The following is a 23,445-nucleotide window of genomic DNA, read 5'->3' on the forward strand; positions in this document are numbered from 1 at the left end:
AGAACCTGACGAGCCGACTCCCGTGACGCCGCGTCAGGACATCATCTTGCGCGTGTCTGCGCCCCGCGCGAGCTAGCCCGTCTTATTCGCAAGAGTGCGCCTGAGGGCTGGCGAGCGTGGTGTAAGCGCTGATGCGGCGTAGGATTCGGTTGCGAAGCCAACCCCATCACCTTCAACCGCGAACGCCACGCCCGCCATGACCGATGATACGATTCTGCCCTTCTCGTTTCCAACCGTTCACGCCAAGAAAGTCACTGCGGCCTTCGATGGCGTCGCCTGACCTCGAACGGGGGCGAGATGCTTCTGGCGATGGCCGAGCGGCGTCTCGGCTTGGCCGACAATCTGGCCCGGGTGTTCCCGGATCGGCGCGATCCGACGCGGGTCGTGCACAGCCGTGTCGATATGTTCCGCGCGCGCATGTTCGCGATCTGCTGCGGCTACGAGGACGCCGACGACCTCGATCATCTGAGGTCCGATCCGGCATTCAAACTGGCCTGCGGACGGCTGCCGGACACGGGTCGCGATCTGTGTTCTCAGCCGACGCTGTCGCGGCTGGAGAATGCTCCGCGCCTGCGCGACGTGATCCGGCTGAGCTACATTTTGGTCGACGCATGGATGGATAGCTACCCCCGCGAACCGGCATCCGTCACGCATTGTCGATGGTTTGATACCGCGGATTATTACCCCGTTTCTCTTGTTCGACGCAAAAGACCAACCGTCCGTCTTCGACAAGGGCGACCGCCCCGTCATGTGTCAGCTTGATACCGCAGATTCGCATAGTCGCTCCGTCTCTAACGCGTCAAATTCGATTGATTCGACGAATGAATCGGATTCCTGAAGCTGGCAAGCAAGCAGTCTTCGTTAGCCGACTCCCCCTGGCACTGCAGCCGCTCGACCTCGACTAACCTTTCGTTGAGCATGGACATGATTGTCTCGGCACCAGCCGCATGGCCCCAGTGTCGACATGTAGCATCACGCGCGGATCCGAAAATCAGAAGCCCACCTGGCGCGAGCATCCGCGTCAGCCTGTCGATGCTTGCGCGCATCTCGGTCACGTCCTCGAGGTAATAAAGAACTTCCGCAACGACGATCAGATCGAACGGCTCGGTGGCTACGAACTGTTGAATGTCAGAGACTATCCACGTGATGTGCGACCACCTTTTGGTCCGTTGGCATGCTCGACCAATCGCCCGCAGCACGACATCGACCACTGTGAGACGATCGCAGTGAGGCGCTAGCTTCTCCGTGAACGCGCCAGCGGCACACCCAACCTCCAGAGCACTTGCGATAAATCCTCGTGAAAGCGCCAGACGGAGCATTTCGGTGTGACGTTTGCGCTCGAAGGGATTACCATCGATCCGCCACGGATCATCAGTCGCCAATTCTCGCTCTAGCAGTTGATAGGTCACTTCCAGACTCACGTGTACGCTCCTCGCCCTAATTCGCACCACAACCGGCAGCAGCAAATCGCACTCAGACGTCATCAACCTCGGCGGAAACGTTCTCGTCCCAATCGCGCTAACGGTTTACGGCGCCGAAGCGCGCCTGTGCCGCGCGTTCTTCGTTGCAAGCCAACCAGTATTCCATGTCGATCAACCGGGTCAACCAAGTGTCCGTACGATTGCTGGCAGCCAGCTGCCGCACCGATCTCTCGATTCCGTTGGATGCCAAGCTGTTGCTGCAGAAGTTGCTAGTGCAAGAGTTCGGTACCGAGGTTGATCCATCACGAATCTCGTTCGTGAACCACCAACCTGACGCATGCCGTGAGCGCGTTTGCGATGTCAGGCTTTGAAGAGAGCTTGGTTCTCGCAATCGATGGGGGTGGGGACTTCCTCTCGTCTCGTCGCGGTAGGAGCTGGCACCGAAATTAAGCAACTCGCAACCTTACCGGAGAACAACTCTCTAGCTAGAATGCTCTTAAGGCGAGCTCTTTGCAGGAACGAGAGCGGAGTCATCGACGCCGGTTTGCGCCTTCGCGCGGAAACTCGGTGTCATGCAAGCCCTCGACCATCAGAGAACCCCCACCGGCTGCGCTCCGGTGTAGCGTGAATGATTCGCCGGCAGTCGACTTCATGCCAAGGAGGACGCGATCGTAACCTTCACGTTCGGGAAAGCCGGCGACGGTGCGCTTCGAGCCGGCTTCAACGTGCTTTACGGCGCTTCCGATACCGGTAAATCGTTTATTCTCGATTCGATCGACTACATGCTCGGTGGCAAGGGCCCCGCTGCGGGCGGTGGCCGGTTCGGCGCTAGGTAACTCAAATGATGGATTTGTAGGTGGGCAAAGACGCTCATGGCGCGCCGATGCTCCGCTCGAATTCCTGAAATTCAATCATCCAGGCACCGAAATATTGACGGATGATCGCGTTGAATTCGGCATCCGTATATTCGCTAAAATGTCCAATCAGCCAATTCGCGCGGTCTTTGAGTTTTAGCAGGTAGGACGAATCCAAGGCATCGAGAAAGGTCGCCGCGTTCTCACCGGCAACATACATCAAGCCGGCTTCCTGAGGCTCCTGCTCGACGAGGTCGCGCGACATCATCAAAACGAGTCCCTGATGGACAATCTGTCGTCTCACTTCGGCGTCGGGCGAACGCAACGGCGTTGGCAGATGCAGGCTCTCTCCGGGCCGCCGTCGAGATCATTGGCTTTCACCAGAATATAGTCGAGCGCTGTCAGGTGCTGCAGATCGAACGCCCTCGGATAAGCAGCGCCGAGAAGAGCCACGGCGCGGATGCCGGCTTCGAGCGGGCCATTGAACGTGACCTGCCGACCTGACGGCTCTATTTCGTCCATTTCAGCTTTTCGCCGTTCGCGAGTTGATGGCAGATGCCTCGGCGATCCTGCGTTTGCGCGATTGGGGCGATTGGATTCGCCGTGATCGCCATGTCTTGTGCCGCCTTTGTGACCGCCACGACGCGATTATAACTGTCGTCATATTCGTCGTCGTGAGTATCGATCACGGCAGCGTAGATTTCATCCTGCAGCCGTTCGAAGGTGCCGGGCTCGACCTTGTCGCGGACGAATTCTCGCCAGCTTGCCAATAGAATTAGTCGAGCGCGGATCTCGACCGGCGGGCCGGCCGATCCGCAAAGGAGGGAGGTTATCGCCGCCCTGATCGCTCGTTGAGGTAACCTGGATACACGGTCTGGCTGGTGTCGGCGAGAAGCCGCACCAGCCAGCTCTACCAGCAGAAGCCGACATCAGCCCCTGAGACGGGTTTGCAGTGCCTGACGATCTGCGACGAGCGCGTCGAACTGCAGCAGGTCTGGCCGCTCTCCTTGCGCCAATCGCTTAACGAGCTCCCGCGTGCCGTCCACCACAAAGACACTGCAATCATAACCGTTCCTCTGCTGGGTCATGCGGGGTGACTCCAACCGGGCGCCCAGCCGTTCCGCGAGCTGTTCTGCAGGCTTGTTGTTGTATCACCGGAGGGAGTCGTAGTGATAGGAGACCGGCCTTTCCCGGTCGCCGCGATCAACGAACAGCGGCGACCAATGGGTACCGCGGTGATTAGGATCCGCAGCGCCGGCTTCGTTCACTGGCAGGAATAGGAAATCGGCTGCATTCTGATCATAGACGATGCGATGAAGGGCGCGCAGCGCGTCGTTCTCGGCGCCCCTGCTCAGACGAAAGGGTATGAGGGGATCCACGAACCGCGTCCGGGAGGCGAGATTTGGACCGTTCCTCTGCAGCTCTTGCGCCTGAAGCTCGTAATCCCTCACGATATGTTCGTCGCCCAGCCATTGGCTGGCGCCGAGCACCCGCCCGCTGCGGTCGTGGGACGAGGCTATAGGATCCAAAGCTCCGATCTGAGCACCGGAGGATGTGCTGGTAAACTCCGGCGCAGAATGAGCATCGTCATACGACTCGTGCGGTGTGGGCGGCAAATCAAGCAGAGAGCCAAGCTCGTGGTAGAAATCTGACGACGGAGCCGGTGCCACTAACGCAGCTTCACTCATGAGCCGAAGGCGAGGGTGATGGATGAGCTGAACGTCATTGGGTCCTCCGGCCCCCAAGACGGCGGTGTAGCGCTCACCGCGAATATTGTAACTCATCACCCGCTGTTCCGCGTCCGGCAACGGGCCCAAGTGGCTCAAGCTAGAGAGCATCGTTTCCGGGGCAGATTGGGCGGGGTGGAAAAAGTCCTCGGGAGCGGCAAATGAAACATCAATCGTCTCGTCGACTGGGGGGTGGTCTCCTCAGCCCTCACGGACGCTGGCACGGCTTGCTCCTCAGAGACCACTATTGGGCGATACGGCTGCACTGCCGAGGGCATCGACTCACCGCCTCCGGCACGCGGTGCTGAAGTGTATTCGTGCTCGTCCCCCGGCATCGTGAGCTGCGCCTCCCATCCCGATGTGCCCACTTGATGGCAAGGGTCCTGCATCGGTTCGATCTCCTCCATCTCCTCCCTCAACCGAGCCAAAGCTTGTCGAGTGGCCTCGCCGAGCGCGGGGGCCGTCTCCTCAGCCACGGCGGACGCCGGCCCAGTATGAGCATGGTCACGCAACTCGAACGGTGTGAACGGATTCAGATCAACCACTGACAAAATCGGCCCATGATGATGGCGCGCCGTCAAGTGACCCGGCTGCACCACCGAGGCGCCGATCATCGGCACACCACCTCCAGCGTACGGTGCCGTTCCGTGTTCTTGCCCGCTCCCTGGCCTGGGGGGCTGCATCAGCGCGCGACCGCTTGATCTGCCGATCTCGCTCAGCTGCCGCTCATGGCGGGGGGCGCTCTTGAGAAGTGCACCCATCAGCTCGTCCGCGGCCTGCAGGTGGTCCTGGCGCCAGCACAGAGGACGAAAGGACTCTGCGGGATCCGGATCAAAACTCCAATGGCCAAGAGGAGTGATGCTCCACGGTTGTTGAAGCTTGTCTGGACCGATAGCTAAGGCTGACGAATGGACCGGTTCAGCGCACGCGTCGGGTGAGCGCCCAATCTGCTCTTCGTTGACAGCTAGCACTGGCGGGGCGGTAGCCTGACCCCCGTCCTGTCGAGAGCCGCTTGCCACGGAAGCGCCGCCCCCGCCGCTGTCACGAGTGATACTCAACCCGTTATCAGTTGAAGCATCGGACTCACGATACCTACGGAGGGGCCTGCAACGCCTGATGCATTTTCCGATCATCCTGGAGCCTCTCATTAGCGTAAGCGAGCAAGACATCGTCATCGAGCGCATGGAGCGTTTTTCCGCAGGCTCGAGATGTTTCGCTAACCTGCGAAGGCTCGCAGCATAATTCAGCGCGGTGCCCGGTTTCAGCCGCCGGAGCGCACGTCACCCGGGACCGCCCTCTCGATGAGGCTCTGGTCGTTTTGAGAGGGTGTATAGCTTTGACGTCCGCCTCGAGCTGGCCCGGCGATGAGGCCCGGGTTGTTTTGACCAGCCGGAGCACTACGCTCGCGATATATGTATACGAATCGCCTCCAAGGCGGGCCGCATCATCGTCTTCGGGAACGCCGCGTCAGCGATAGCGACCAACGAATCGAGACCAACAAGCCCTTCAATCGTCTCGCCCCGAAACCCGAGATAATCCCCCAATCTGCGCAGAAGCCCAACATAATTCTGCACAGTCTTGGACGGTAGTCCCCGCCGCGCAGCGTATGCCTGAACAGCGGCGTCGATAAAGCTCAAATCCCCCTGAGACAGATGAGGATGGAACGGGTCTGGCAGGGCTGGGACGCCGGGCGCGGGAATCTGGGCAGGGGTTCGACGCGCCTCGCCCAAGTGCTGCTCAAAGCCCTCTTGCCCGACCTGTCCGGGGATGTCCCGCGTTCTGTTGAATTTCTGAAGAGGTCGGCGTTGCCCACCTTGAGCCGGCAGGCTCGGGGTGCTGATTCCACAAAGGAGAGCAACGCCATGACGAGAGATATCACACCGGCTGGTTGGCCGGCGACCGGGGCGGTGGACGAAGCGTTTGCGGAAGTGCGGGCGAGCTTCGATCGGTTCTGCCTTGCGGCAGGGATCGAGGCGCTCGGCACGATGATGGAGACGGATGTGACGGCGGCCTGCGGGCCGCGCCACGGTCGCGATGCGGCGCGGCGGGCGCACCGTTGGGGCCGAACGCGGGGACGGATCGGTTTCCACGGCGGCAAGATCGAGGTCGAGCGCCCGCGGGTCCGGGGCGTGGATGGCGGCGAGGTCACGATCCCGAGCTGGGAAACGGCGGCGCAGGAGGACTGGCTCGGTCGCTGGGCGATGAACCTGATGCTGATCAATGTATCGACGCGCCGGTTCGGCCGCGCTGTCCGGCTGCCCGAAGGTGACGTGCCGGTACCGCCCGGATCGGGGTTTCGAAGTCGGCGGCCTCGCGGAGGTTCGTAGCGCTGTCGGCGGCGCGGCTGGCTGACTTCTTGGCTGCCGATCTGTCCGCGCTCGACCTTCTGGTGGTCCAAATCGACGGGCTGCATCACCCGACGGTGCCAAGACTGTTCATCGCCGACGGCGCGAAAGCGTTGTCGAAGGCGATCCGCCGCACCTTCGTCGGCCGCTGCGATCCAGCGCTGCCAGATCCACAAGGCGCGCAACATCATGGAACGCCTGCCGAAAGAGCATCATGCGGCCACCCGTCGGGTGCTGCGCCAGGCCTGGGAGCTCGATGACCCCGACAAGGCTGAAAAATTGATCCGCAATCTCGCGCGTCGACTCGACCAGCAATGGCCCGGCGTAGCGGCCAGCATCCTCGAAGGCCTCGACGAAATCCTGATTGTCGTCCGGTTGAAGCTGCCGAAGGAGCTTCGTCGATCGCTCGCCTGCACCAACATCGCCGAGAACATGATGGGCACCATTCGCCGCGTCACGCGCAACGTCAAACGCTGGCGGGATGCCGGTATGGCCTTGCGATGGGGCGCGGCCAGCATGATCGAGGCCAACAAGGGCTTCCGACGATTGAAGGCGCATAAGCAATTGTCGGTTCTGCGTGCGGCCCTTCAAGCTCGCCACGATCGCATGACGATCAACCCCGTTGCCCACGTCACGAGGGCCGCGTAACATTCATTCCGGCAACGTTGGCCCGACGTAGTTCAACACCGATCGGGACATCCCCGCTTCTTAACCGACGACTGCTTAGTCGCGAATCCGGCCGCACGGCGGTTGCTGAAGATTGGACAAGAAGCCTGCATGCGTGAGTCGAGGCGCTCGGGTTTTCGGGGAGCGTCTGTCACTAGACGCCGTCTATGACGGCTCCTCGAGCATGAACTTCGAGAATACAGTCGTCTTGTCCATTGCCACGCGAATTGCGGCCGAAAAGGCCTGGCCGAACGAATAAAGGATGAGAATCTGCTAGCTGGCAATCGTCAACTTAATCGGCCTCTGAGCCGAAGACGGCACGTCTCAGAGGTTCGAGAATCGGCGATAGCGCCTGCAACCCGCTCACCCGACGATGACTGGTCTGCTCGGCAGACCGCTCGCCGGCACGGCGAGCTGTGGTGTAGACTTGTCGTCCTGGCGTAAGTTTGCCATGTTTGCTTTCCATTTTCTGCGAGTTACTGACTTGCTTAGCACTGTCAATTGCCCTTTTCAGGTGCTTACCCACTTAATTGAGAGCTGAGAACAGCGAACCTACTAATTCTAGCACCTCTGTACAGTGATTGTGGCTCTTTGGAAGTGAGCGGATAGACGCGGCCCTAACCCCGATCGCGGCCACCAGCACGAGATCGTCACCGGGATGCAACCCATCGATTTGGACCACCAGACGAGCGCGGACAGATCCGCAGCCATGAAGTCGGCCAGCCGCGCCGGCACATTGATCAGCACCAGGTTCATCGTCCAGCGACCGAGCCGTTCCTCATGCGCGGCTGTTTCCAAGCTCGGGATATGACCTCGCATAGCGGCGGATCGCCGCGCTGCTCAAGCGCGAGCGGCGATCCGCCGGCCACGACCCGGTCAACGCCAAGCGCGTCCACCGGCTGATGATGAAGAGCGGCTTGTTGCTGGCCCGGCATACATGGCGCCGCGTCCCGCGGGCCCATGATGGAACGATCATGACAAGCCGCTCCAATGAGCGCTGGTGTTCAGACGCGATCGAGTTCACCTGCTGGAATGGCGAGATCGTGCGCGGGTTGCCTTTGCTCTGGACGTAAGCGCGGCTTTCTACGCACCTTTTTATGTTGAGAGAGCTGATGCATGAGGTGTCCACCAAATGTGAGGTGGACACTACGTGATGGAAGAAGGACAGAAGCTGCGGGTGACGGTTGTGCACCCGAGCGGACGACGAACATTTGATCCGGTAGCTAAGGAGCATCTTATCGCCGCCTGCCTTGAGCCGGGCGCTTCGGTTGCCAAGCTGGCGCTCGAACATGGGGTCAATGCGAACCTTGTGTGGAAGTGGATACGCCAGCACCGGTTCGCAAAGAAGGAAACGGTGGCGATCGCGCCGCCTTCGACGCCGGCGTTTATTCCGGTTCAGATCGAAGGCACCCCGGATCGGGCTATGTCGAGGCAGGACAGTGCTGCTGTGCAGGACCTGCGACCCAATGATCCTGGGGTGCAGCTCTCGGAACTTGAGCGGACAAGCCCTCTTTCCTCTCCGGCCAAGGTGAACGCATCACTGCCGAATGGACTGCAGCTGACGCTGGAATGCGGTGATGTACGAGCGGTGATGGCGATAGTCGGAGCGTTGTGCGATGTTCAGACTGGCCGCTGACGTTCAGGTCTACCTGCACCGCGAGCCGATCGACTTCCGGGCCGGCATCAACAGCCTCGCGGTGCTGGTTCAGGAGACGATGGCACTCGATCCATTTGCCTCTGCTGTGTTTGCTTTCTGCAACCGTCGTCGCGACCGGATGAAGCTCCTGTTCTTCGATCGGTCAGGGTTTGTGATGGTGTTGAAGCGGTTGACCGAGGATAAGTTCCGTTGGCCTCGGCGCCAGGAAACGGTGGTACGACTTACGAGCGAACAATTGCATTGGATCCCCGACGGAATCGACATCGATGCGATGGTCCGCCATCCGGTGCGACAATATCAGGTTGCTGGCTGACAGATTGCCGGTCTACGGCTTCCAAATATCCCGGGCGGCTGAACTATCTTGACGCCACGGCATGCTTCCGATTCAAGAATCCGATGAATCGAACGGGCGAACCGAGCGGTCACAGAGCTGATGGCGCAAATAACCGCGCTGCAAGTGGAGAACCGCCAGCTCACCGAGCGCGTCTCCAGACTTGAGGAGGAACTGGCGCTGGCGCGACTGCATCGCTATGCGCCGCGCAGTGAAAAGCACATTGATCGCGTCTTTAACGAGGCCGAAGAGGCTGCGGTTGGCGATAAAAACTTTGACGAAATCGATGCTGCCGTCGATCTGCCCGACACCGGATTGTCGCCTACTGGAAAGTCGGTGGGGAAGAAGCGAGGGCGCAAGCCGTTACCTTCGAGCCTGCCACGGGAATGCGTCGAATATGACATCCCCGACGATCAGAAGGTCTGTCCATGCTGCACCGGCCGGATGCATCGGATGGGGGAGAGCCTTACCGAGCAGCTCCATATCGAGGTGAAGGCCAAGGTCGTGCAGAACGTACGGTTCAAGTACGCATGCCGAAACTGCGACCGCACCGGGATCAACACGCCGATTGTCATCGCGCCGATGCCGGTGCAGCCCTTGCCGGGCAGCATCGCCACGCCTTCGACGTTGGCTTCTGCTCCGCATCTACGATGTACTGAAACTGCGGCTGCTTGACGCCTCCACTTCTCCACCGAAGGAGCGATATGCCGTGTCCAACGATAACGTCATCCAGTTGATTCAGCCAGGAATCTTCAACGATCAACTCACAGAAGTCTTGCGCAACGGGGCACGTGCCCTTCTCGCCAAGGCGGTCGAGGCCGAAGTCGCAGACTTTCTCGGCCAGCATGCCGATTTGAAGACCCCGGACGGCCACCAGCCCGTCGTGCGCCACGGCCACCTGCCGGAGCGCGAGGTGATGACCGGCATCGGTCCGGTCGCCGTCCGCCAGCCGCGTGTACGCGATCGCGAGGCGGCCGCTACTGATCCTGGTCGCATCCGGTTCTCTCCGTCGATCCTGCCGCCCTACATGCGCCGCTCGAAATCGATCGAGACGCTGCTGCCGATCCTTTACCTGAAGGGTATCTCCACCGGCGACTTCTCGGAGGCGCCGGCGGCGCTGCTCGGCAAGGATGCTGCCGGGTTGTCGGCATCCGCCATCGGCCGGCTGAAAGGACGGTTGGATCGACGAGCACGCCGCGTGGCAGAAGCGCGATCTGTCGGCGAAGCGCTACATCTTCATCTGGGCCGATGGCATCCATCTCCAAGCACGCCTTGAAGACGAAAAGCAGTGCATCCTGGTGCTGATCGGCGCGAGGCCGGAAGGCCGCAAGGAACTGGTCGGCTTCACCGATGGCGCCCGCGAGAGCGCGCACGATTGGCGCGATCTGCTGCTCGACCTGAAGCGGCGCGGGCTCGACCTGGCCCCTCAGCTCGCCATCGCCGACGGCGCGCTCGGGTTCTGGAAGGCCGCCGGTGAGGTCTGGCCGAAAACGCGCGAGCAGTGCTGCTGGGTGCACAAGACCGCCAACGTGCTCGGCAAACTGCCGAAGAGCCAGCACCCGAAAGCCATACGCGCGTTGCGGGAGATCTGGATGGCCGAAACCAAGGCCACAGCCGAGCTGGCGTTCGACGCCTTCATCGAGAGCTACACGCCCAAATACGAGAAGGCGGCCGACTGCCTGAGCAAGGATCGGGACACGCTACTGGCGTTCTACGACTTCCCCCGAGCACTGGAAACACCTGCGGACGACCAATCCCATTGAAAGCACCTTCGCCACCGTGCGCCACCGCACGATCCGATCGAAGGGCTGCCTGTCCAACACGACCGCCCTAGCAATGGTCTTCAAATTGCTTGAGGGCGCACAGAAAAGCTGGCGACGGCTCGACGGACACAACCAGTTGCCAAAACTCGTTCTCGGTGTGACATTCAACGACGGGATCGAGGTCATCGCCAAGTCGACCGACCGTCAGCCCGCAACCGCCGCCGCCTGACCGGCCCGGTCGTCACCAAAAATTGGCGATAGCTCCGTCGCCGATGGTCGAATCTTCTTCATGTCGAAGCACCAATCCGGCCACTGACAGGTTCGAGCGCAGTCTCTGACGTTGTGCGTGGTGTAATACGAAAGGTTGGCATCCCCGCTCCGCAATGCCCGTGCCCAGGCGATGACCCGCTCAGGCTTAGACGGATGGCGAAAGCTGACGCAGCGCAGATGTTACCTCCGTGCCGTCGGGCGCGGAGCAGTCGAGTGCCGCGATCAGCGGGTGCAGTCCCGCCGCAGCATTGCCAGCTACCCGATCGAGCGCCGCGCCGACCGGGCGCGGCTATTGGCATCGGAGACAGGGTCGCGTTGTGGTTCGGCATGCCCCTGTATTCGGGGTAATCGGCATCCAATCGGGGCTCTGACGCATATTCGATGATCATGTTTGTTTTTATGGCGCGCCAATCAGCCTAGCCTGAAGGAGATCGAGCTTAGCGCGCCCGTACATCTGCCGTTTGACCAGGTTGAGTTTGGTGATCTGAGCTTCCACTTGGCCATTGGACCATGGTTGCGTGATAGCCGCGTGCACCGCGCCCTTATCTTTGGCGATGCCATTCGCGAACGAGCCAATGAGGCTCCGCTTGGATTCATCTATCCAAGGTTCGAGCTCGATCTCGACCCTCTTTCATCGCGTGGAAGCGGCCAACGAGAGCGTGGGCATCGGCCAGCATAGGATCGCTTTGTTCAATAGCGGCAACCGTTACGGTCTCGGCCTTGCTTAGGTGGTCGGGCTTCGTCGTCAACAACTGCGCTATCGTCCTGGCGGCGGGGACCTTCTGCAATTGTTGACGGCTGATAGTCTCGGCGCGTCCCCCATTTCGCCACCACGCGCAGCGATCCCTTAAAGCCTTGCCCTCTCAAACGGCGCCAGAGTTCGGCACCGTTGCGACAGCCGCCCGACCCCTGCGCGTCCAGGAACGGCAGGTGCCCATCCAGGGTGCTTTGACGGCTACGGAACATATCCGTACCGCCGCCGCGGCTAATTTGGCGAACCAGATTGCGACTATGTCCTGTGCGGCGGACGATCTCCTTGAGCGGCACACCGTCGCTGACAAGAGCCGCAATTGCAGCATGGCTGTCCTGGCGCCGCAGATAGCCCTGATAGCGAAGCTTTTCCGCGCAGGTCAAGGTTCAAACTAACAAGCTGGTTCAACCGGTCCCGCTCCGCAGGTCCATTTCAAACCCAGGAACTCGGAGCATCCGTGCTGCGATACATTGAGCCAGAGGCGGCAAGGTGAAGTAGCGGTACGAACCCCTTTTTGATTTCATGACGTGGGCCGCCCGGATGTGCAGACATCTGCGCATCCGCGTGGCCTACCCTTTTCGGTAGGCGGCAACCGTCGGTGAGGCATGTAAACCTATCCGGATCGATCTGTCTTTCTGCCCGCGCGAGGCCCTCGCCATGAAGCGGATGTCGCCCCCTGAAGCGATCGCGGCCGTCGCCTTGTTAGCGATCTTCGCGTTGCGATTTGGTTTCGCGCCATTGGCGTGAACGTCGAGCACTCGTCGTCGAACCGTGCGCGATCGATGGTCACACTTCGATGACCATAGAAAATGGCAGAGGTCGGGATGCGTAAGATGCTGGTCTATGGCTCAGCTCGATAGAGTCTTGCCTCGGCTGTCACGGAATCGGATACGAAGCCGTACAGGCCCATAGAACGCGAACTGAGAGGAGTTGGCCGCCATTTGTCATTCGGCCCTTTAATTGCGGTTTATTGTCAAGCCCCCCTTTTGAACTCGCCAACGGCACGACGGTAGCGCTTGTGCCGTCGGAGCTGGTCAGGGTTGCGGAGACGGTGCGAGCGCGGCTGCAGTGTGATGGTTAGTGAGGCATTGGATCGGCCTATAGTTGAACCTTTGATGCCATCGCTGGGGTCATGGTCCTTTATATGGACGCCTCCCGCTTGCCAAGTCTCGCTTAGGGATGCCACACAGAATACGGCTGCAGTTTTATATCCGGCCTGTTTGTGCAGGTGGATACCTGCTGGCCCTGATGGAATTCGGTAAGCGCGAAGGCAGTACCCTGGCTTCAGGGTTAGATTAAATGTGCGAAGAAGGCCTCCGGCTCGGACGGAGGTTTTGGATGGGATTGGACGGCAAAAAGGACGTCCATTTGGACGGCTCGTCGGTTGGGGCGGTCAGCCTGTGAATCGGCGTGGGGTCCGGACGCCGATCGGCGTCCCAAGTGCTTGATTGACTTCGCGCGTGCAGCGCCTGGTGATCTCGAGACTGCTCGTCCACGCGCTGGGCGTAAGAGACGCCCGAAGAAGACTGACGGCGTGAGCCGCTACTCCGCTGCGCGATCGTGGACTATCGCCTTGGCGGGAACGCTGCGCCGGTCCGCGCCGGCTTTGATGGCGAAGCGGGCGTACAGCGCGGGCAAAACAACAAGGGTGAGCAGGGTAGCGGTGAGGAGACCGCCGATCACAACGGTTGCCAGCGGCTTCTGGACCTCGGCACCTGTGCCGGTCGCCAGCGCCATCGGCACGAACCCGAGCGAGGCGACGAGCGCGGTCATCGCAACGGGGCGAAAGCGGGTCAGCGCCCCCTCGCGGATGGCAGTTCTGGGATCTCCGCCCTCGAGGATCAGCCGCCGGATCTGTGTCAGCATGACCAGACCATTCAGCACGGCCACGCCGGACAGTGCGATGAAGCCGACGGTCGCCGAGATCGAGAAGGGCATCCCGCGAAGCCACAGCGCCGCGATTCCGCCGGTCAACGCCAGTGGAACCGCGCTGAAAACGAGTGCCGCGTCCCGTGCCGAGCCAAGCGCCCCGAATAACAGCATGAAGATCAGCGCGAAGACGCCGGGCACGACGAAGACGAGGCGCTGGCGCGCGACCGCGAAGTTCTCGAACTGGCCGCCCCAGGCGAGATAGCTGCCCGGCGGCAGCTTTACCTTCTCGGCGACCTTCGCCTGCGCCTCCGTAACCACCGAGCCGATGTCCCGGTCCCGGATATCGGCAGTTGCCACCACTCGGCGTTTGCCGTTCTCGCGACTAATCTGGTTGTAGCTGACGGTCTGCTCGAAAGACGCTACCGTCCGGAGCGGGATGGACGCTGCGGGCGCGTTCGGACTTGCGTTCGGGAGCGGGAGAGGAAGCTCCTCGAGCGCTGGAATGCTGTCCCGCAACTCGTCGGGAAGCCGCACGACGATTTTGAAGCGGCGGTCACCCTCAAAGACGAGACCGGCGTCGGTGCCGCCAATCGCGGTCGCTATCAGGTCCTGCACCGAGGCCAGGCTCAAGCCCCGCCTCGCGATCTCCCCCTTGTCGATATTGATGTCGAGGAACGGAAGACCAGCCGTTTGCTCCGTCTTCACGTTCTGGGCGCCGTCGATCTTGCGGATGACATCGGCGATCTGGCCCGCGGTCTTTTGCATCCGCTCGAAGTCGTCGCCAAAGACCTTGACGGCCAGATCCTCTCGGACGCCAGCGATGAGTTCGTTGAACCGCATCTCGATCGGCTGCGAGAAGCCGACCTTGTTGCCCGGAAGCTTCGCGGTCACCTCCTCGATCTTCTTGATCAGATCTTCCTTCGTCATCGAAGGATCGGGCCATTCCCCTTTCGGCTTGACGATGATGTAGGTGTCGGATGCCGACGGCGGCATCGGGTCGGCTGCAAGATCGGGCGTGCCCGTGCGCGAGAAGACGAACGAGACCTCGTCCAGGGTGCTTATCTGACGCTCAATGAGAAGCTGCATCCTCTGCGACTGTGCGAGCGCCGTGGACGGCACGCGCTTCACCTCCATGACGATGTTCTTCTCGTCGAGGGTCGGGGTGAATTCCTGGCCGAGACGCGTGAACAGGAGCGCGGCGCCGACGAAGAGAAGGCCGGCAGCGGCCACCACGGGGAGCGGTCTTGCGATCGAGCCCGCGAGGAGCGGGGCGTACCAGCGCTTCAGCGTTCGGACGATGACGTCCTCGCGCTCCATGACGCGTCCGCGGACCGCGATGGCGATCGCCGCGGGGACGAACGTCAGCGACACCACGAAGGCCACGGCAAGGGCGATCATCACGGTGAGCGCCATCGGCTCGAAAGTCTTGCCCTCGACGCCGGAGAAGGCGAGCAGGGGCGTGTAGACCAGTATGATGATGATCTGACCGAACACGGATGGACGGATCATCTCGACCGCGGACGCCGTCACGGTGTCCAGACGCTCCTGCAGCGACAGCGCGCGGCCGAGCTCGCGTTGGCGCTCGGCGATGTGCCGGAGGCTGTTCTCCGCGATGATGACGGCGCCGTCGACGATGAGGCCGAAGTCGAGCGCACCGAGGCTCATGAGGTTCGCGCTGATCCGCCCCTGCAGCATCCCGCTCGCGGTGACGAGCATCGTGACAGGGATGACGAGAGCGGTGACCAGCGCGGCGCGGAAGTTGCCGAGCAGGACGAAGAGCACGGCGATCACCAGGAGGGCGCCTTCGGCGAGATTCTTCGCGACCGTTTGGATGGTGGCGTCGACCAGTTGCGTGCGGTTCAGGACCGTGTGGGCGTAGATACCCGTCGGCAGCGTCCTGCCGATCTCCTTGATCTTGACGTCCGCCGCGGCTGCTACGGTCCGGCTGTTGCCGCCGATCAGCATCAGCGCGGTGCCGAGCACGACCTCGCGCCCGTCGACGCTCGCACTGCCGGTCCGGAGCTCCTTTCCGATAGCGACCTCGGCGACGTCCCTGACGCGGACCGGCACGCCGCCACGTGTCGCGACGACGATGGTCTCGATGTCTTCGAGGTTTTCGACTCGGCCGGCGGCGCGGACGACGTACCCTTCGCCGTTCTGCTCGATGTAGTTCGCGCCGCGGCTGGCGTTGTTGGCCTCGATCGCCTCGATGATCTGTTTTAGGGATAACCCGTAGCCGACGAGCTTCGCCGGATCCGGCTGCACCTGGTACTGTTTGACGAAGCCGCCGCTGGCGTCCGCGCCGGCGACGCCCGGCACGGTCTTCATCTGAGGCCGGACGATCCAGTCCTGAACGGTCCGAAGGTAGACGGTGCGCTGGAAATCGTCGGTCAGCCGCTCGCCCTCTGGAGTGAGGTAGCTCCCATCGGTTTGCCAGCCGGGCCTCCCGTCGCGGATTGGTGCGGACGCGCCCGGCTTTTCGTACTCCACCGCCCACCAGTAGATCTCGCCGAGGCCCGTTGAGACCGGTCCCATCCGGATGTCGACACCGGGGGGCATATCGGTCTTGGCTTCGTTGACACGCTCGGAGACGAGTTGACGCGCGAAATAGATGTTGGTCCGGTCGGCGAAGACGGCGGTGATCTGCGCGAAGCCGTTGCGCGAGAAGGAGCGCGTCGATTCCAGACCGGGCATGCCGGCGAGCGCCGTCTCCAGCATGACGGTGACTTGCTTCTCGATCTCGACCGGCGTCATGGCTGGGGCCACGGCGTTGATCTGCACCTGGACGTTGGTGACGTCGGGCACGGCGTCGATCGGAAGCTTCGTCAGCGACCAGAAGCCCGATGCAGCCGCGGCCAAAGCGATCAGCACGACCAGCCATCTCCGGCGGATTGAGAATTCTACGATACGTTCGATCATCGCTCAGTCCTCGTCACCGCGCTTGGATACCTCCGCCTTAAGCGGGAACGTGTTCGAGGCGGCTACGGTCTCGTCGGCAGCCAGGCCAGAGACGACCTCGACGACCGGTCCGTCTCGTCCGCCGAGCACGACGTTGCGGGCTTCGAAACCTTCCTTGGTCCGGACGAAGACGGTCTTGCGCCCATAGAGGGTCTGGAGTGCGGCAAAGGGGATGGTGACCGCCGCATCATGCCTTTCGACCGCGATCTTCGCCGTGACGAAGGAACCGGGACGCCATCGACCGCCTGCATTGTCGAGCGAGACCACGACGCGGGCCGTGCGGGTCTCCTTGTCCAACAGGGGGGTGACGAACGTGATATTGCCCGAGCCGGTCTCAGTGATCCCGCGCACGGCCACGGCGACATCCTGGCCTTCCCTGACCAGGGGCAGGTCTGTCGCCGAGACCGCTAGGTCGACCCAAACGCGGCTGAGGTCGACGATGACGAAGAGCTCGGTCTCCAGACTGTCCCGTCCGACGGCGGTGCCGAGCTCCACCTTTCGCTCGACGATGCGTCCGGAGATAGGGGCGCGGACGTTCTGGCTGCGCAGCGTCCCGTCCGGTGCCTGCGGCAGCCCGGAGACCTCCGCATCGCTGACGCCGAGCGCCGTCAGCTTCTGACGAGCGATACCGAAGCGCATTTCGGTCTGCGCCGCCGCGTTGCGCGACTTGATGTACTGCTGCTCGGGGACGGCGCGGCCTTCCCACAGCGATTTGTCGCGCGCCGTGAGGTCCTGCTGCAGTTCATTCGAGAGTTTGGCGGAGAGGTACTCGCTCTTGGCGTCGGCGACCTCGCGGCTCTCCAGAACGCCCAGGACTTCGTCCTTCTGAACGTCGTCGCCGATGTTCTTCCGCAGATCAGCGACGGTTCCGGACACTTTGATCGAGACATGCGCGACCCGCCCTGCGTCGGGCACGATCGTGCCCGGCACCGTCAGCCGTCTGGCTATCGAGGCAGGTCCCGCCTGACGGAGTTCGATGCCTGACAGCCTGATGCGTTCATCGTCCATGACGATGACCGCGGGTTTCGCGGAATCCGACTGTGCCCAGGACGGCACAATGGTGCCGGCTACTGTCGCAAGCGCCGCGACGAGAATCATGCAGGCCGTTCGTATACCCGGGACCATCTTTTGCTTCCTACAGGTAGCGCGAGATCGCCTTGAACTCGGCGAGGACGCTCTTGGTCGACTTGCCCGATCTACCGTTGGCGGCGGCGTCCAGGCAGTTGTCGACGTGATCGTGGATCAGGGTCTTCTTCGCCTCGGCGATCGCCTTCTCGACGGCGTGCAGTTGCTGCGCGAGGTCGAGACACGGCCGGCCTTCGGCGAGCATCGCGATGACCTTTTGGAGATGCCCGTCGGCCCGCCTCAGCCGTTTGACGATCTCCGGATGACTTTCGTGGACGTGATCCTTGCTCATGGTCCCATATCCTATCCTATGGGAGGGGAGGGGATACTTGAAGTCAGCGGGGGGCAGGCGCGGCACGGCAAATCGACGCGGCAGCCGGTTCAGATCATCAATTCCTCACGTTGCTGGTCTTGCCTGCGCTCTACGCTCTCTTTTTGCAAGAATTTCAATCCCGTATCCGTCGAGCCGAGGTGCAAAATCGGCGCGCCGGCGCTGGCGGGTGAGAATGTTCGCATTCTTGCGATTTGCGCAGCCGCCCTTGCTCTGGGACAGATTCCGGTGTGAGGCCCGCGGTAGCTTGGCGAGCGAGCGTCCGTGGGCGGCGGAACATATCGACGACCTACGCAGCCGGTCTTGAAGTGAACCATGGCGCGTCAAACCAGTTCTTCCGGTGGGACCGGACCAGATTCGTGTTCTGATCCGCAACGTCGTTGGCCAGATAGGCGGCGGCATACTGAGAGCGAAGGAATCAGGTCTAATGACCAACGACGGGACGGGCGGCCATATCGCCGCCGATGAACATCGGCATGTCGACGACAACCATGACCACCGGCTTGAAAATGCCGCCGACAATGATCATCATGGGCATGGTGGCGCTGGTCACGTTCACGCGCCGGCGAGGCGTTCGCCATCGGCGTTACCCTGAACACCGCGTTAGTCGCGGCCGAAGCGGTATATGGTTTTCTTGGGAACTCCACCGCGCTCATGGCCGATGCGGGACACAATCTGAGCGACGTGTTCGGTCTGCTGGTTGCTTGGGGCGCATCGATCGCCTCGAAGCGGCCGCCCAGCGGGCGGTTCACCTACGGGCTCCGGGGATCCTCCATTCTAGCGGCACTCGCGAACGCGATCTTCCTGCTGGTGGCCACCGGCGCGATCGGGTGGGAATCGATACAGCGTTTCCGGGATCCGGAGCCGGTTGCCGGCTACACCGTCATGGCCGTTGCCGCGATCGGCATCCTAATCAACGGGGCCACCACTATGCTGTTCGCCAGCGGCCGCAAGGGCGACATCAATATCCACGGGGCCTTCCTGCACATGGCGAGCGACGCTGCCGTGTCGGCGGGGGCGTGATCTCGACGGCTCTTATCCTATGGACCGGCTGGCTGTGGCTGGATCCTGCAATGAGCCTCGTGATCTGCGCCGTCATCCTATGGAGCACGTGCGGCTTGTTGCGGAACTCGGTCGGAATGTCGTTGAGCGCGGCCCCCGCAGACGTCGATCTTGACGCAGTGCGGACGTTCCTGAGCGGCAGACCGGGCGTTACGGAAGTCCACGACTTGCATGTATGGCCGATCAGCACGACCGAAACCGCCATGACTTGTCACTTGGTCATGCCTTCCGGTCATCCTGGTGACGAATTCCTCATGGAATGCAGCCGGGCAATGAAGAAGTCCTACAACATCGGCCACGCAACGCTGCAGATCGAAATCAGCGACAACAACGAGTGCGCGCTGGCGCCGGATAACGTGGTCTAAACTAGCCATTCACTTGCCAACTGTGGCGCGCCGCGGCTGCCGCTCCAACATAGCGCTCAAGGCGCGAGTAGAGCGGACGGCCCGAGCACCAAGGCTCAGCTCCTTTGGTACCATGTTGTTAGCCCGCCCTATTCGTGAGAGTGCGTTTTTTTTGGTCCGATTGATGTGGCCGCACATCTGCTCTGACGAGGCGCGCGGGATTGCCTTCGGCTTTTCACCGCCTGACGATCGGTACTTTGCAACGCGCTTGAGGTGTAGGTTGGGCGAACGGGGGGCGGACGCCCCGCCGGTCAAGGACCGAGCGGCAGCAGCGCGCCTGGCAAGCCGCGGTCGGCTTCGGGACAGGCCGCGGCAAACGCAAGGCGAATGCGGCTCGTGGTCTCGACCACACGGGCAGCGAGTTTCAAGAGCCGAAGACGCAGCGTCGCGAACTCGGCAGTGGCCAATTCCCGGACTTTGGGAATCGCGTCGCGCACGGTCAGCATCAGCCAACAAGCGGCGGTGTGGAGAACGAGGCGGACTTGATTGGCGAGCGCCGAACGGCAGCTGGTGCGATCGGAGGCGAGCTGTGTCTTATGCAGCTTGATCAGATTCTCGGCTTGGCCGCGCGCGCAATACAGGCTGTCGTAGATCCACTCGGCCGAGCCGACATCGAGGCTGGTGACGACGAGACGGATGTCGAGGCCGAGCATCGTCGCCTCGGGCGACGGTGCGTCGTTCGCGATCCCAGGACTTTGCCTTGTGGCGCGTCTCGGTATAGCTATCCATCCATGCGTCGACCAAAGTGTAGGTCAGTCGGATCACGTCGCGCAGGCGCGGAGCATTCTCCAGCCGCGACAGCGTCGGTTGGGAACACAGATCGCGACCCGTGTCCGGCAGCCGTCCGCAGGCCAGCTTGAATGCGGGATCGGACCGCAGATGATCGGGGTCGTCGGCGTCCTCGTAGCCGCAGCAGATCGCGAACATGCGCGCGCGGAACATATCGACAAGGCTGTGCACGACCCGCGTCGGATCGCGCCGATCCGGGAACACCCGGGCCAAATTGTCGGCCAAGCCGAGACGCCGCTCGGCCATCGCCAGAAGCATCACGCCCCCGTTCGAGGTCAGCCGACCGCCATCGAAGGCAGCTGTGACTTTCCTGGCGTGAACGGCTGGAAACGAGAAGGGCAGAATCGTATCATCGGTCATGGCGGGCCTGGTGTTCGCGGCTGAAGGTGATGGGGTTGGCTTTATAACCGAATCCTACGCCGCATCAGCGCTTTACACCACGCTCGCCAGCCTCTCAGGCGCCCTCTGACGAATAAGACGGGCTAATCTCGAACCTTTGAGAAGCGCCTCCTTCGGCTCGCGGTCGATTAAGTTGACGATGCCCCGCTGCCTCCAGCAGCACGCCAGCCGCGATGGAATTGCAACCCACGGTGATCCGGGTTTTCCTGTGAATCGGGGAGAAGCGCCCTTCGTCAGCTACTCGTCAGCCAGCCAGTCTATGCAGACTGGCTGCGCATTCTCGACTTCATCGGAGGTGGAATATGACGGGCATTGGCCGAGCTGGCAAATCGCACGTTGGGCCCGCAGGAGCCGACAGCGCATGGGGATCGAGCAGTTCGAGCCCGGAGCCCGGTCCCGCCCCTGGGGAAGGCGGGCAATCTTTCGACTCCGTCGTGGAGCGGATGCGCTCCGGGCCTCGAGATAGAGCGGCTCCGCTCGTGAGCCTGCCACCAGCTTCGGCGGTGGCGGTCCCGATTTCCTCAAGTGGCGACGGAATCAAAGCAGCGAAGCAAAAAATGCGCAGCCTGCTTGAGGGCCTTGATGCTTCTAAAAATGCAGCCATGCAAGCCCGGAATCCGTCGGAGGCGCAAGAGCTGATCGATCAAGTCGTCAAGGCAGGCTCGGAAGTTCTGGACTATTACGCGAGCTTTCCCCCGGACATGGCGCGCGAGCTTCTTTCCGACGGTCAGGCTCGCCAAGTCCGCGCCGAAACTATCGCTGCGGGAGACGAATGCAACATCGTGGCCACCTGGATTGTCAACGACCTGGAGGCGAACAGGAGCAAAGCAGCAGCCGTGCTCGACCGGATGCGAGATGCCGGCGCTCCGCCCGGCCAGCTGGGCCGGGCGGTATCCAGCGTGGCGAAGCATTACGAAGCCTGCTTGGATTGGTGGGGAAAGAAGGTATTGCGCTCGGAGCGGATGCAGTCCGTCTATGCGGCCACCGCCAACTTGCCAAGCACCACGTCCAAGATGCGGGAGGAGGAAGAGGCCGCGCTACGCCAGCGTACCGGCTGGGCACTTAGTACGAAGTGCATGTACCTGGAATCGCGCATCGCTCTCGCGCGACTCTTGATCGAGTCGAAGGCGGCCACGTTCGGCCCAGCCGTGAACGACGCCCTCATGGGTGAGGACGGGCGGGTGCGACTGCTTGGGACCTTTATCACGGATTTTTTTCCGGCATTCAACTCGACTTCCGATGCCGTTCTGCAGGGAGCGGCGCTCGACGCAGACCACTGCACCGTTCTGGAAGGAGTCATGGAGCGGCTTTCGGAATTTGCCTCAGGGGTGCACGGCATCGTTACCCGACTAAGGGACGCCGGAACGGATGCCGACCTTCCGTTGGAACTGTTGGGCCAGATCGCGGAAGGTGCATGGGTCACCGCGGACGACGTCACGCGTCTTTTGGACGTGCAGCCAAAGACGCCCGCCATGCTTGAGCCGCCGGCCCGGACTGCCGTAGTGGTTGAGGGGGGCGCGGCGCGGAGGAAGGGGAAAGGCAAGCGCGCCCCGGCCGCAGGCGAGCGAAGTTCGGCGGCCGGGCTGCGCGAGCCGCAGCTCGCCACGCCCGACGCTGCCACGGCCCCAACAGGCAAGGTGATCGTACTCTCGGATCTGGGTACGAAGAAACTCGCGAGCGCGGAGGAGGCAGACGCGAGGGCGTCATCGTCGGCGACTGGGCACCTGGAGATATTGCAGGCTCCGCCCTCCAGGAAAGCACTGAGCGGATTACTCGAGCGAATGGACGAACTTTTGCAGTTCGATCTGCCGGCTCAGCAAAGCGCCGTCTCGCAAGCGCGCCAGATGAAGCCCGAGGACGCCGATCACGTCGTGGATCTCATCGTTAAGCGACTGCAGACGCAGGCCTCCGAGATTGAGGCCAGTGTAGTCGCGCTGGAGGAGCCTCGCCGACGTGTCCTACTCACGCCTGCGCAAGTGCCGGAAGTGCATGACAAAATAACCCGGCTCAAGGCGATGTTGTCCGAGGTGCAGGGACAGGCGAACTCTTTGAAGGCAAAGGCGGCGATCACGATCGACTGCATGAAGACCTACGCGTTTCCGTCCCAGAAGTATCTTGAACAGTTGCGGGCGGCCGGGGAGCTGGCGTCTGTGAATCCACCGCGCGCCTTGAAGGATGATCCGGGGACACTGTTCGAGATCAAGCTGCAGCCCAAGGCCCTGCGCAATGGCGCGATGCCAAGCCCGATGTGGGTGCACATCCATACCAAGCGGCCGGTACATGCCTGGCAGTTGGCAACGCTGAGCGATGCCGAGTTCGCCGCTTGCCACGTGAAGTCCAATGACCAGCGCGGCTACAATCAGGATTGGCAGAGCGCTCGAGCTGCGACGGGGCGCGAGAATGTCGTGATCCACCGCGGCAAGCTCACGCCGGCGTTCTGTAGGTCCTTATTGCGCACCGCAGCTGGCGGCCAGCCGTGGTATCCCCTTCCCGAGGCGGAGCACGCGTCGATGCAGTTCGCGCGCCTCGGGATGTAGTTACCTGGGTGTCTCGCGCCGGAGCGCCGCTGTGGTGACACGATCAAGTTGGCCGTTATCACCGAGAGGAAATCCTCGATGAGCTCGAAGCCGGCGCGAACTCCTCGAACAGATCGACAACGGGGTCCGATTGAAATTCGATCGGGAGCGTCGTGACCACGACTTCCTTTCGCTTGGCAGCTG

Annotated in this window: 12 protein-coding genes and 11 pseudogenes; 10 read left to right on the forward strand and 13 right to left on the reverse strand. The window is 62.0% G+C overall.

Translation table 11 applies throughout. The features are described from left to right. Positions 1–196: 196 nt before the first annotated feature. A pseudogene (locus tag G6P99_RS47395) lies at positions 197–651 on the forward strand (transposase); the annotation flags it as partial. 1 nt (position 652) lies between these two features. On the opposite strand, the pseudogene G6P99_RS47545 reads toward G6P99_RS47395, so the two are convergent. Both G6P99_RS47545 and nodS read right to left on the reverse strand, forming a co-directional pair. Continuing rightward, positions 653–778, reverse strand: a pseudogene (locus G6P99_RS47545) (carbamoyltransferase N-terminal domain-containing protein); the annotation flags it as partial. A gap of 13 nt (positions 779–791) precedes the next feature. Further along, the gene (nodS, locus tag G6P99_RS11160) at positions 792–1,421 is read right to left on the reverse strand and encodes a nodulation methyltransferase NodS (protein WP_029085112.1); all 630 of its coding nucleotides are present in this window, start codon (positions 1,419–1,421) and stop codon (positions 792–794) included. A 164-nt stretch (positions 1,422–1,585) separates the two neighbouring features. Here nodS and G6P99_RS47550 point away from each other — a divergent pair. After that, positions 1,586–1,920, forward strand: a pseudogene (locus G6P99_RS47550) (carbamoyltransferase N-terminal domain-containing protein); the annotation flags it as partial. Positions 1,921–2,291: 371 nt separating this feature from the next. On the opposite strand, the gene G6P99_RS11170 reads toward G6P99_RS47550, so the two are convergent. From G6P99_RS11170 to G6P99_RS11185, 5 genes are all read right to left on the reverse strand, one after another. Then, positions 2,292–2,579: an ABC-three component system middle component 2 gene (locus G6P99_RS11170; protein ID WP_334261988.1), complete on the reverse strand. Its 288-nt coding sequence runs from the start codon at positions 2,577–2,579 to the stop codon at positions 2,292–2,294. Then, complete coding sequence (locus G6P99_RS11175) at positions 2,576–2,797, reverse strand: ABC-three component system middle component 2 (RefSeq protein WP_245284947.1); 222 nt, start codon at positions 2,795–2,797, stop codon at positions 2,576–2,578. Before G6P99_RS11175 ends, G6P99_RS11170 begins: the two co-directional genes overlap by 4 nt. Then, positions 2,785–3,045 carry an ABC-three component system protein gene (locus tag G6P99_RS11180; RefSeq protein ID WP_051346831.1) on the reverse strand — a complete coding sequence of 87 codons (261 nt, stop codon included), beginning with the start codon at positions 3,043–3,045 and terminating at the stop codon, positions 2,785–2,787. Before G6P99_RS11180 ends, G6P99_RS11175 begins: the two co-directional genes overlap by 13 nt. A gap of 159 nt (positions 3,046–3,204) precedes the next feature. Continuing rightward, positions 3,205–3,363 (reverse strand): hypothetical protein, encoded by a 159-nt coding sequence (locus G6P99_RS47555; protein WP_156929106.1) that lies wholly within the window; start codon positions 3,361–3,363, stop codon positions 3,205–3,207. A gap of 63 nt (positions 3,364–3,426) precedes the next feature. Next, positions 3,427–4,059: a hypothetical protein gene (locus G6P99_RS11185; RefSeq protein WP_156929107.1), complete on the reverse strand. Its 633-nt coding sequence runs from the start codon at positions 4,057–4,059 to the stop codon at positions 3,427–3,429. A gap of 1,805 nt (positions 4,060–5,864) precedes the next feature. Here G6P99_RS11185 and G6P99_RS11190 point away from each other — a divergent pair. Next, a pseudogene (locus tag G6P99_RS11190) lies at positions 5,865–6,995 on the forward strand (transposase). A gap of 637 nt (positions 6,996–7,632) precedes the next feature. On the opposite strand, the pseudogene G6P99_RS11195 reads toward G6P99_RS11190, so the two are convergent. Then, positions 7,633–7,820 (reverse strand): annotated as a pseudogene (locus tag G6P99_RS11195) (IS256 family transposase); the annotation flags it as partial. Between the two features lie 14 nt (positions 7,821–7,834). Between G6P99_RS11195 and G6P99_RS11200 the strand changes: the two are divergent. From G6P99_RS11200 to G6P99_RS11220, 5 genes and pseudogenes are all read left to right on the forward strand, one after another. Continuing rightward, a pseudogene (locus G6P99_RS11200) lies at positions 7,835–8,062 on the forward strand (IS3 family transposase); the annotation flags it as partial. A 101-nt stretch (positions 8,063–8,163) separates the two neighbouring features. Then, on the forward strand, positions 8,164–8,649 hold the full coding sequence (gene tnpA, locus G6P99_RS11205; RefSeq protein WP_165128157.1) for an IS66-like element accessory protein TnpA: 486 nt from the start codon (positions 8,164–8,166) through the stop codon (positions 8,647–8,649). Further along, on the forward strand, positions 8,630–8,983 hold the full coding sequence (gene tnpB / locus G6P99_RS11210; protein WP_165128159.1) for an IS66 family insertion sequence element accessory protein TnpB: 354 nt from the start codon (positions 8,630–8,632) through the stop codon (positions 8,981–8,983). The genes tnpA and tnpB overlap by 20 nt, the downstream gene beginning before the upstream one ends. An 83-nt stretch (positions 8,984–9,066) precedes the next feature. After that, positions 9,067–9,640 (forward strand): annotated as a pseudogene (locus tag G6P99_RS11215) (IS66 family transposase zinc-finger binding domain-containing protein); the annotation flags it as partial. A gap of 70 nt (positions 9,641–9,710) precedes the next feature. Further along, positions 9,711–10,993, forward strand: a pseudogene (locus G6P99_RS11220) (IS256 family transposase). 438 nt (positions 10,994–11,431) lie between these two features. Here the strand turns inward: G6P99_RS11220 and G6P99_RS47930 are convergent. From G6P99_RS47930 to G6P99_RS11245, 4 genes and pseudogenes are all read right to left on the reverse strand, one after another. Continuing rightward, positions 11,432–12,168 (reverse strand): annotated as a pseudogene (locus G6P99_RS47930) (transposase); the annotation flags it as partial. 1,159 nt (positions 12,169–13,327) lie between these two features. Further along, on the reverse strand, positions 13,328–16,576 hold the full coding sequence (locus tag G6P99_RS11235; protein ID WP_165128161.1) for an efflux RND transporter permease subunit: 3,249 nt from the start codon (positions 16,574–16,576) through the stop codon (positions 13,328–13,330). A 3-nt stretch (positions 16,577–16,579) separates the two neighbouring features. Beyond that, positions 16,580–17,713, reverse strand: coding sequence for an efflux RND transporter periplasmic adaptor subunit (locus G6P99_RS11240; protein ID WP_246709500.1), 1,134 nt, complete (start codon positions 17,711–17,713; stop codon positions 16,580–16,582). Between the two features lie 37 nt (positions 17,714–17,750). After that, on the reverse strand, positions 17,751–18,032 hold the full coding sequence (locus tag G6P99_RS11245; protein WP_029084808.1) for a metal-sensing transcriptional repressor: 282 nt from the start codon (positions 18,030–18,032) through the stop codon (positions 17,751–17,753). A 466-nt stretch (positions 18,033–18,498) separates the two neighbouring features. On the opposite strand from G6P99_RS11245, the pseudogene G6P99_RS11250 reads away from it, so the two are divergent. After that, positions 18,499–19,498 (forward strand): annotated as a pseudogene (locus tag G6P99_RS11250) (cation diffusion facilitator family transporter). A gap of 290 nt (positions 19,499–19,788) precedes the next feature. Here G6P99_RS11250 and G6P99_RS11255 read toward each other — a convergent pair. Beyond that, positions 19,789–20,686, reverse strand: a pseudogene (locus G6P99_RS11255) (transposase). 341 nt (positions 20,687–21,027) lie between these two features. On the opposite strand from G6P99_RS11255, the gene G6P99_RS11260 reads away from it, so the two are divergent. Next, the gene (locus G6P99_RS11260) at positions 21,028–23,262 is read left to right on the forward strand and encodes a hypothetical protein (protein ID WP_165128165.1); all 2,235 of its coding nucleotides are present in this window, start codon (positions 21,028–21,030) and stop codon (positions 23,260–23,262) included. Positions 23,263–23,445 lie beyond the last annotated feature (183 nt).

This window comes from Bradyrhizobium sp. 6(2017), assembly GCF_011058295.2.
In the GTDB taxonomy this organism is placed as follows: domain Bacteria; phylum Pseudomonadota; class Alphaproteobacteria; order Rhizobiales; family Xanthobacteraceae; genus Bradyrhizobium; species Bradyrhizobium septentrionale.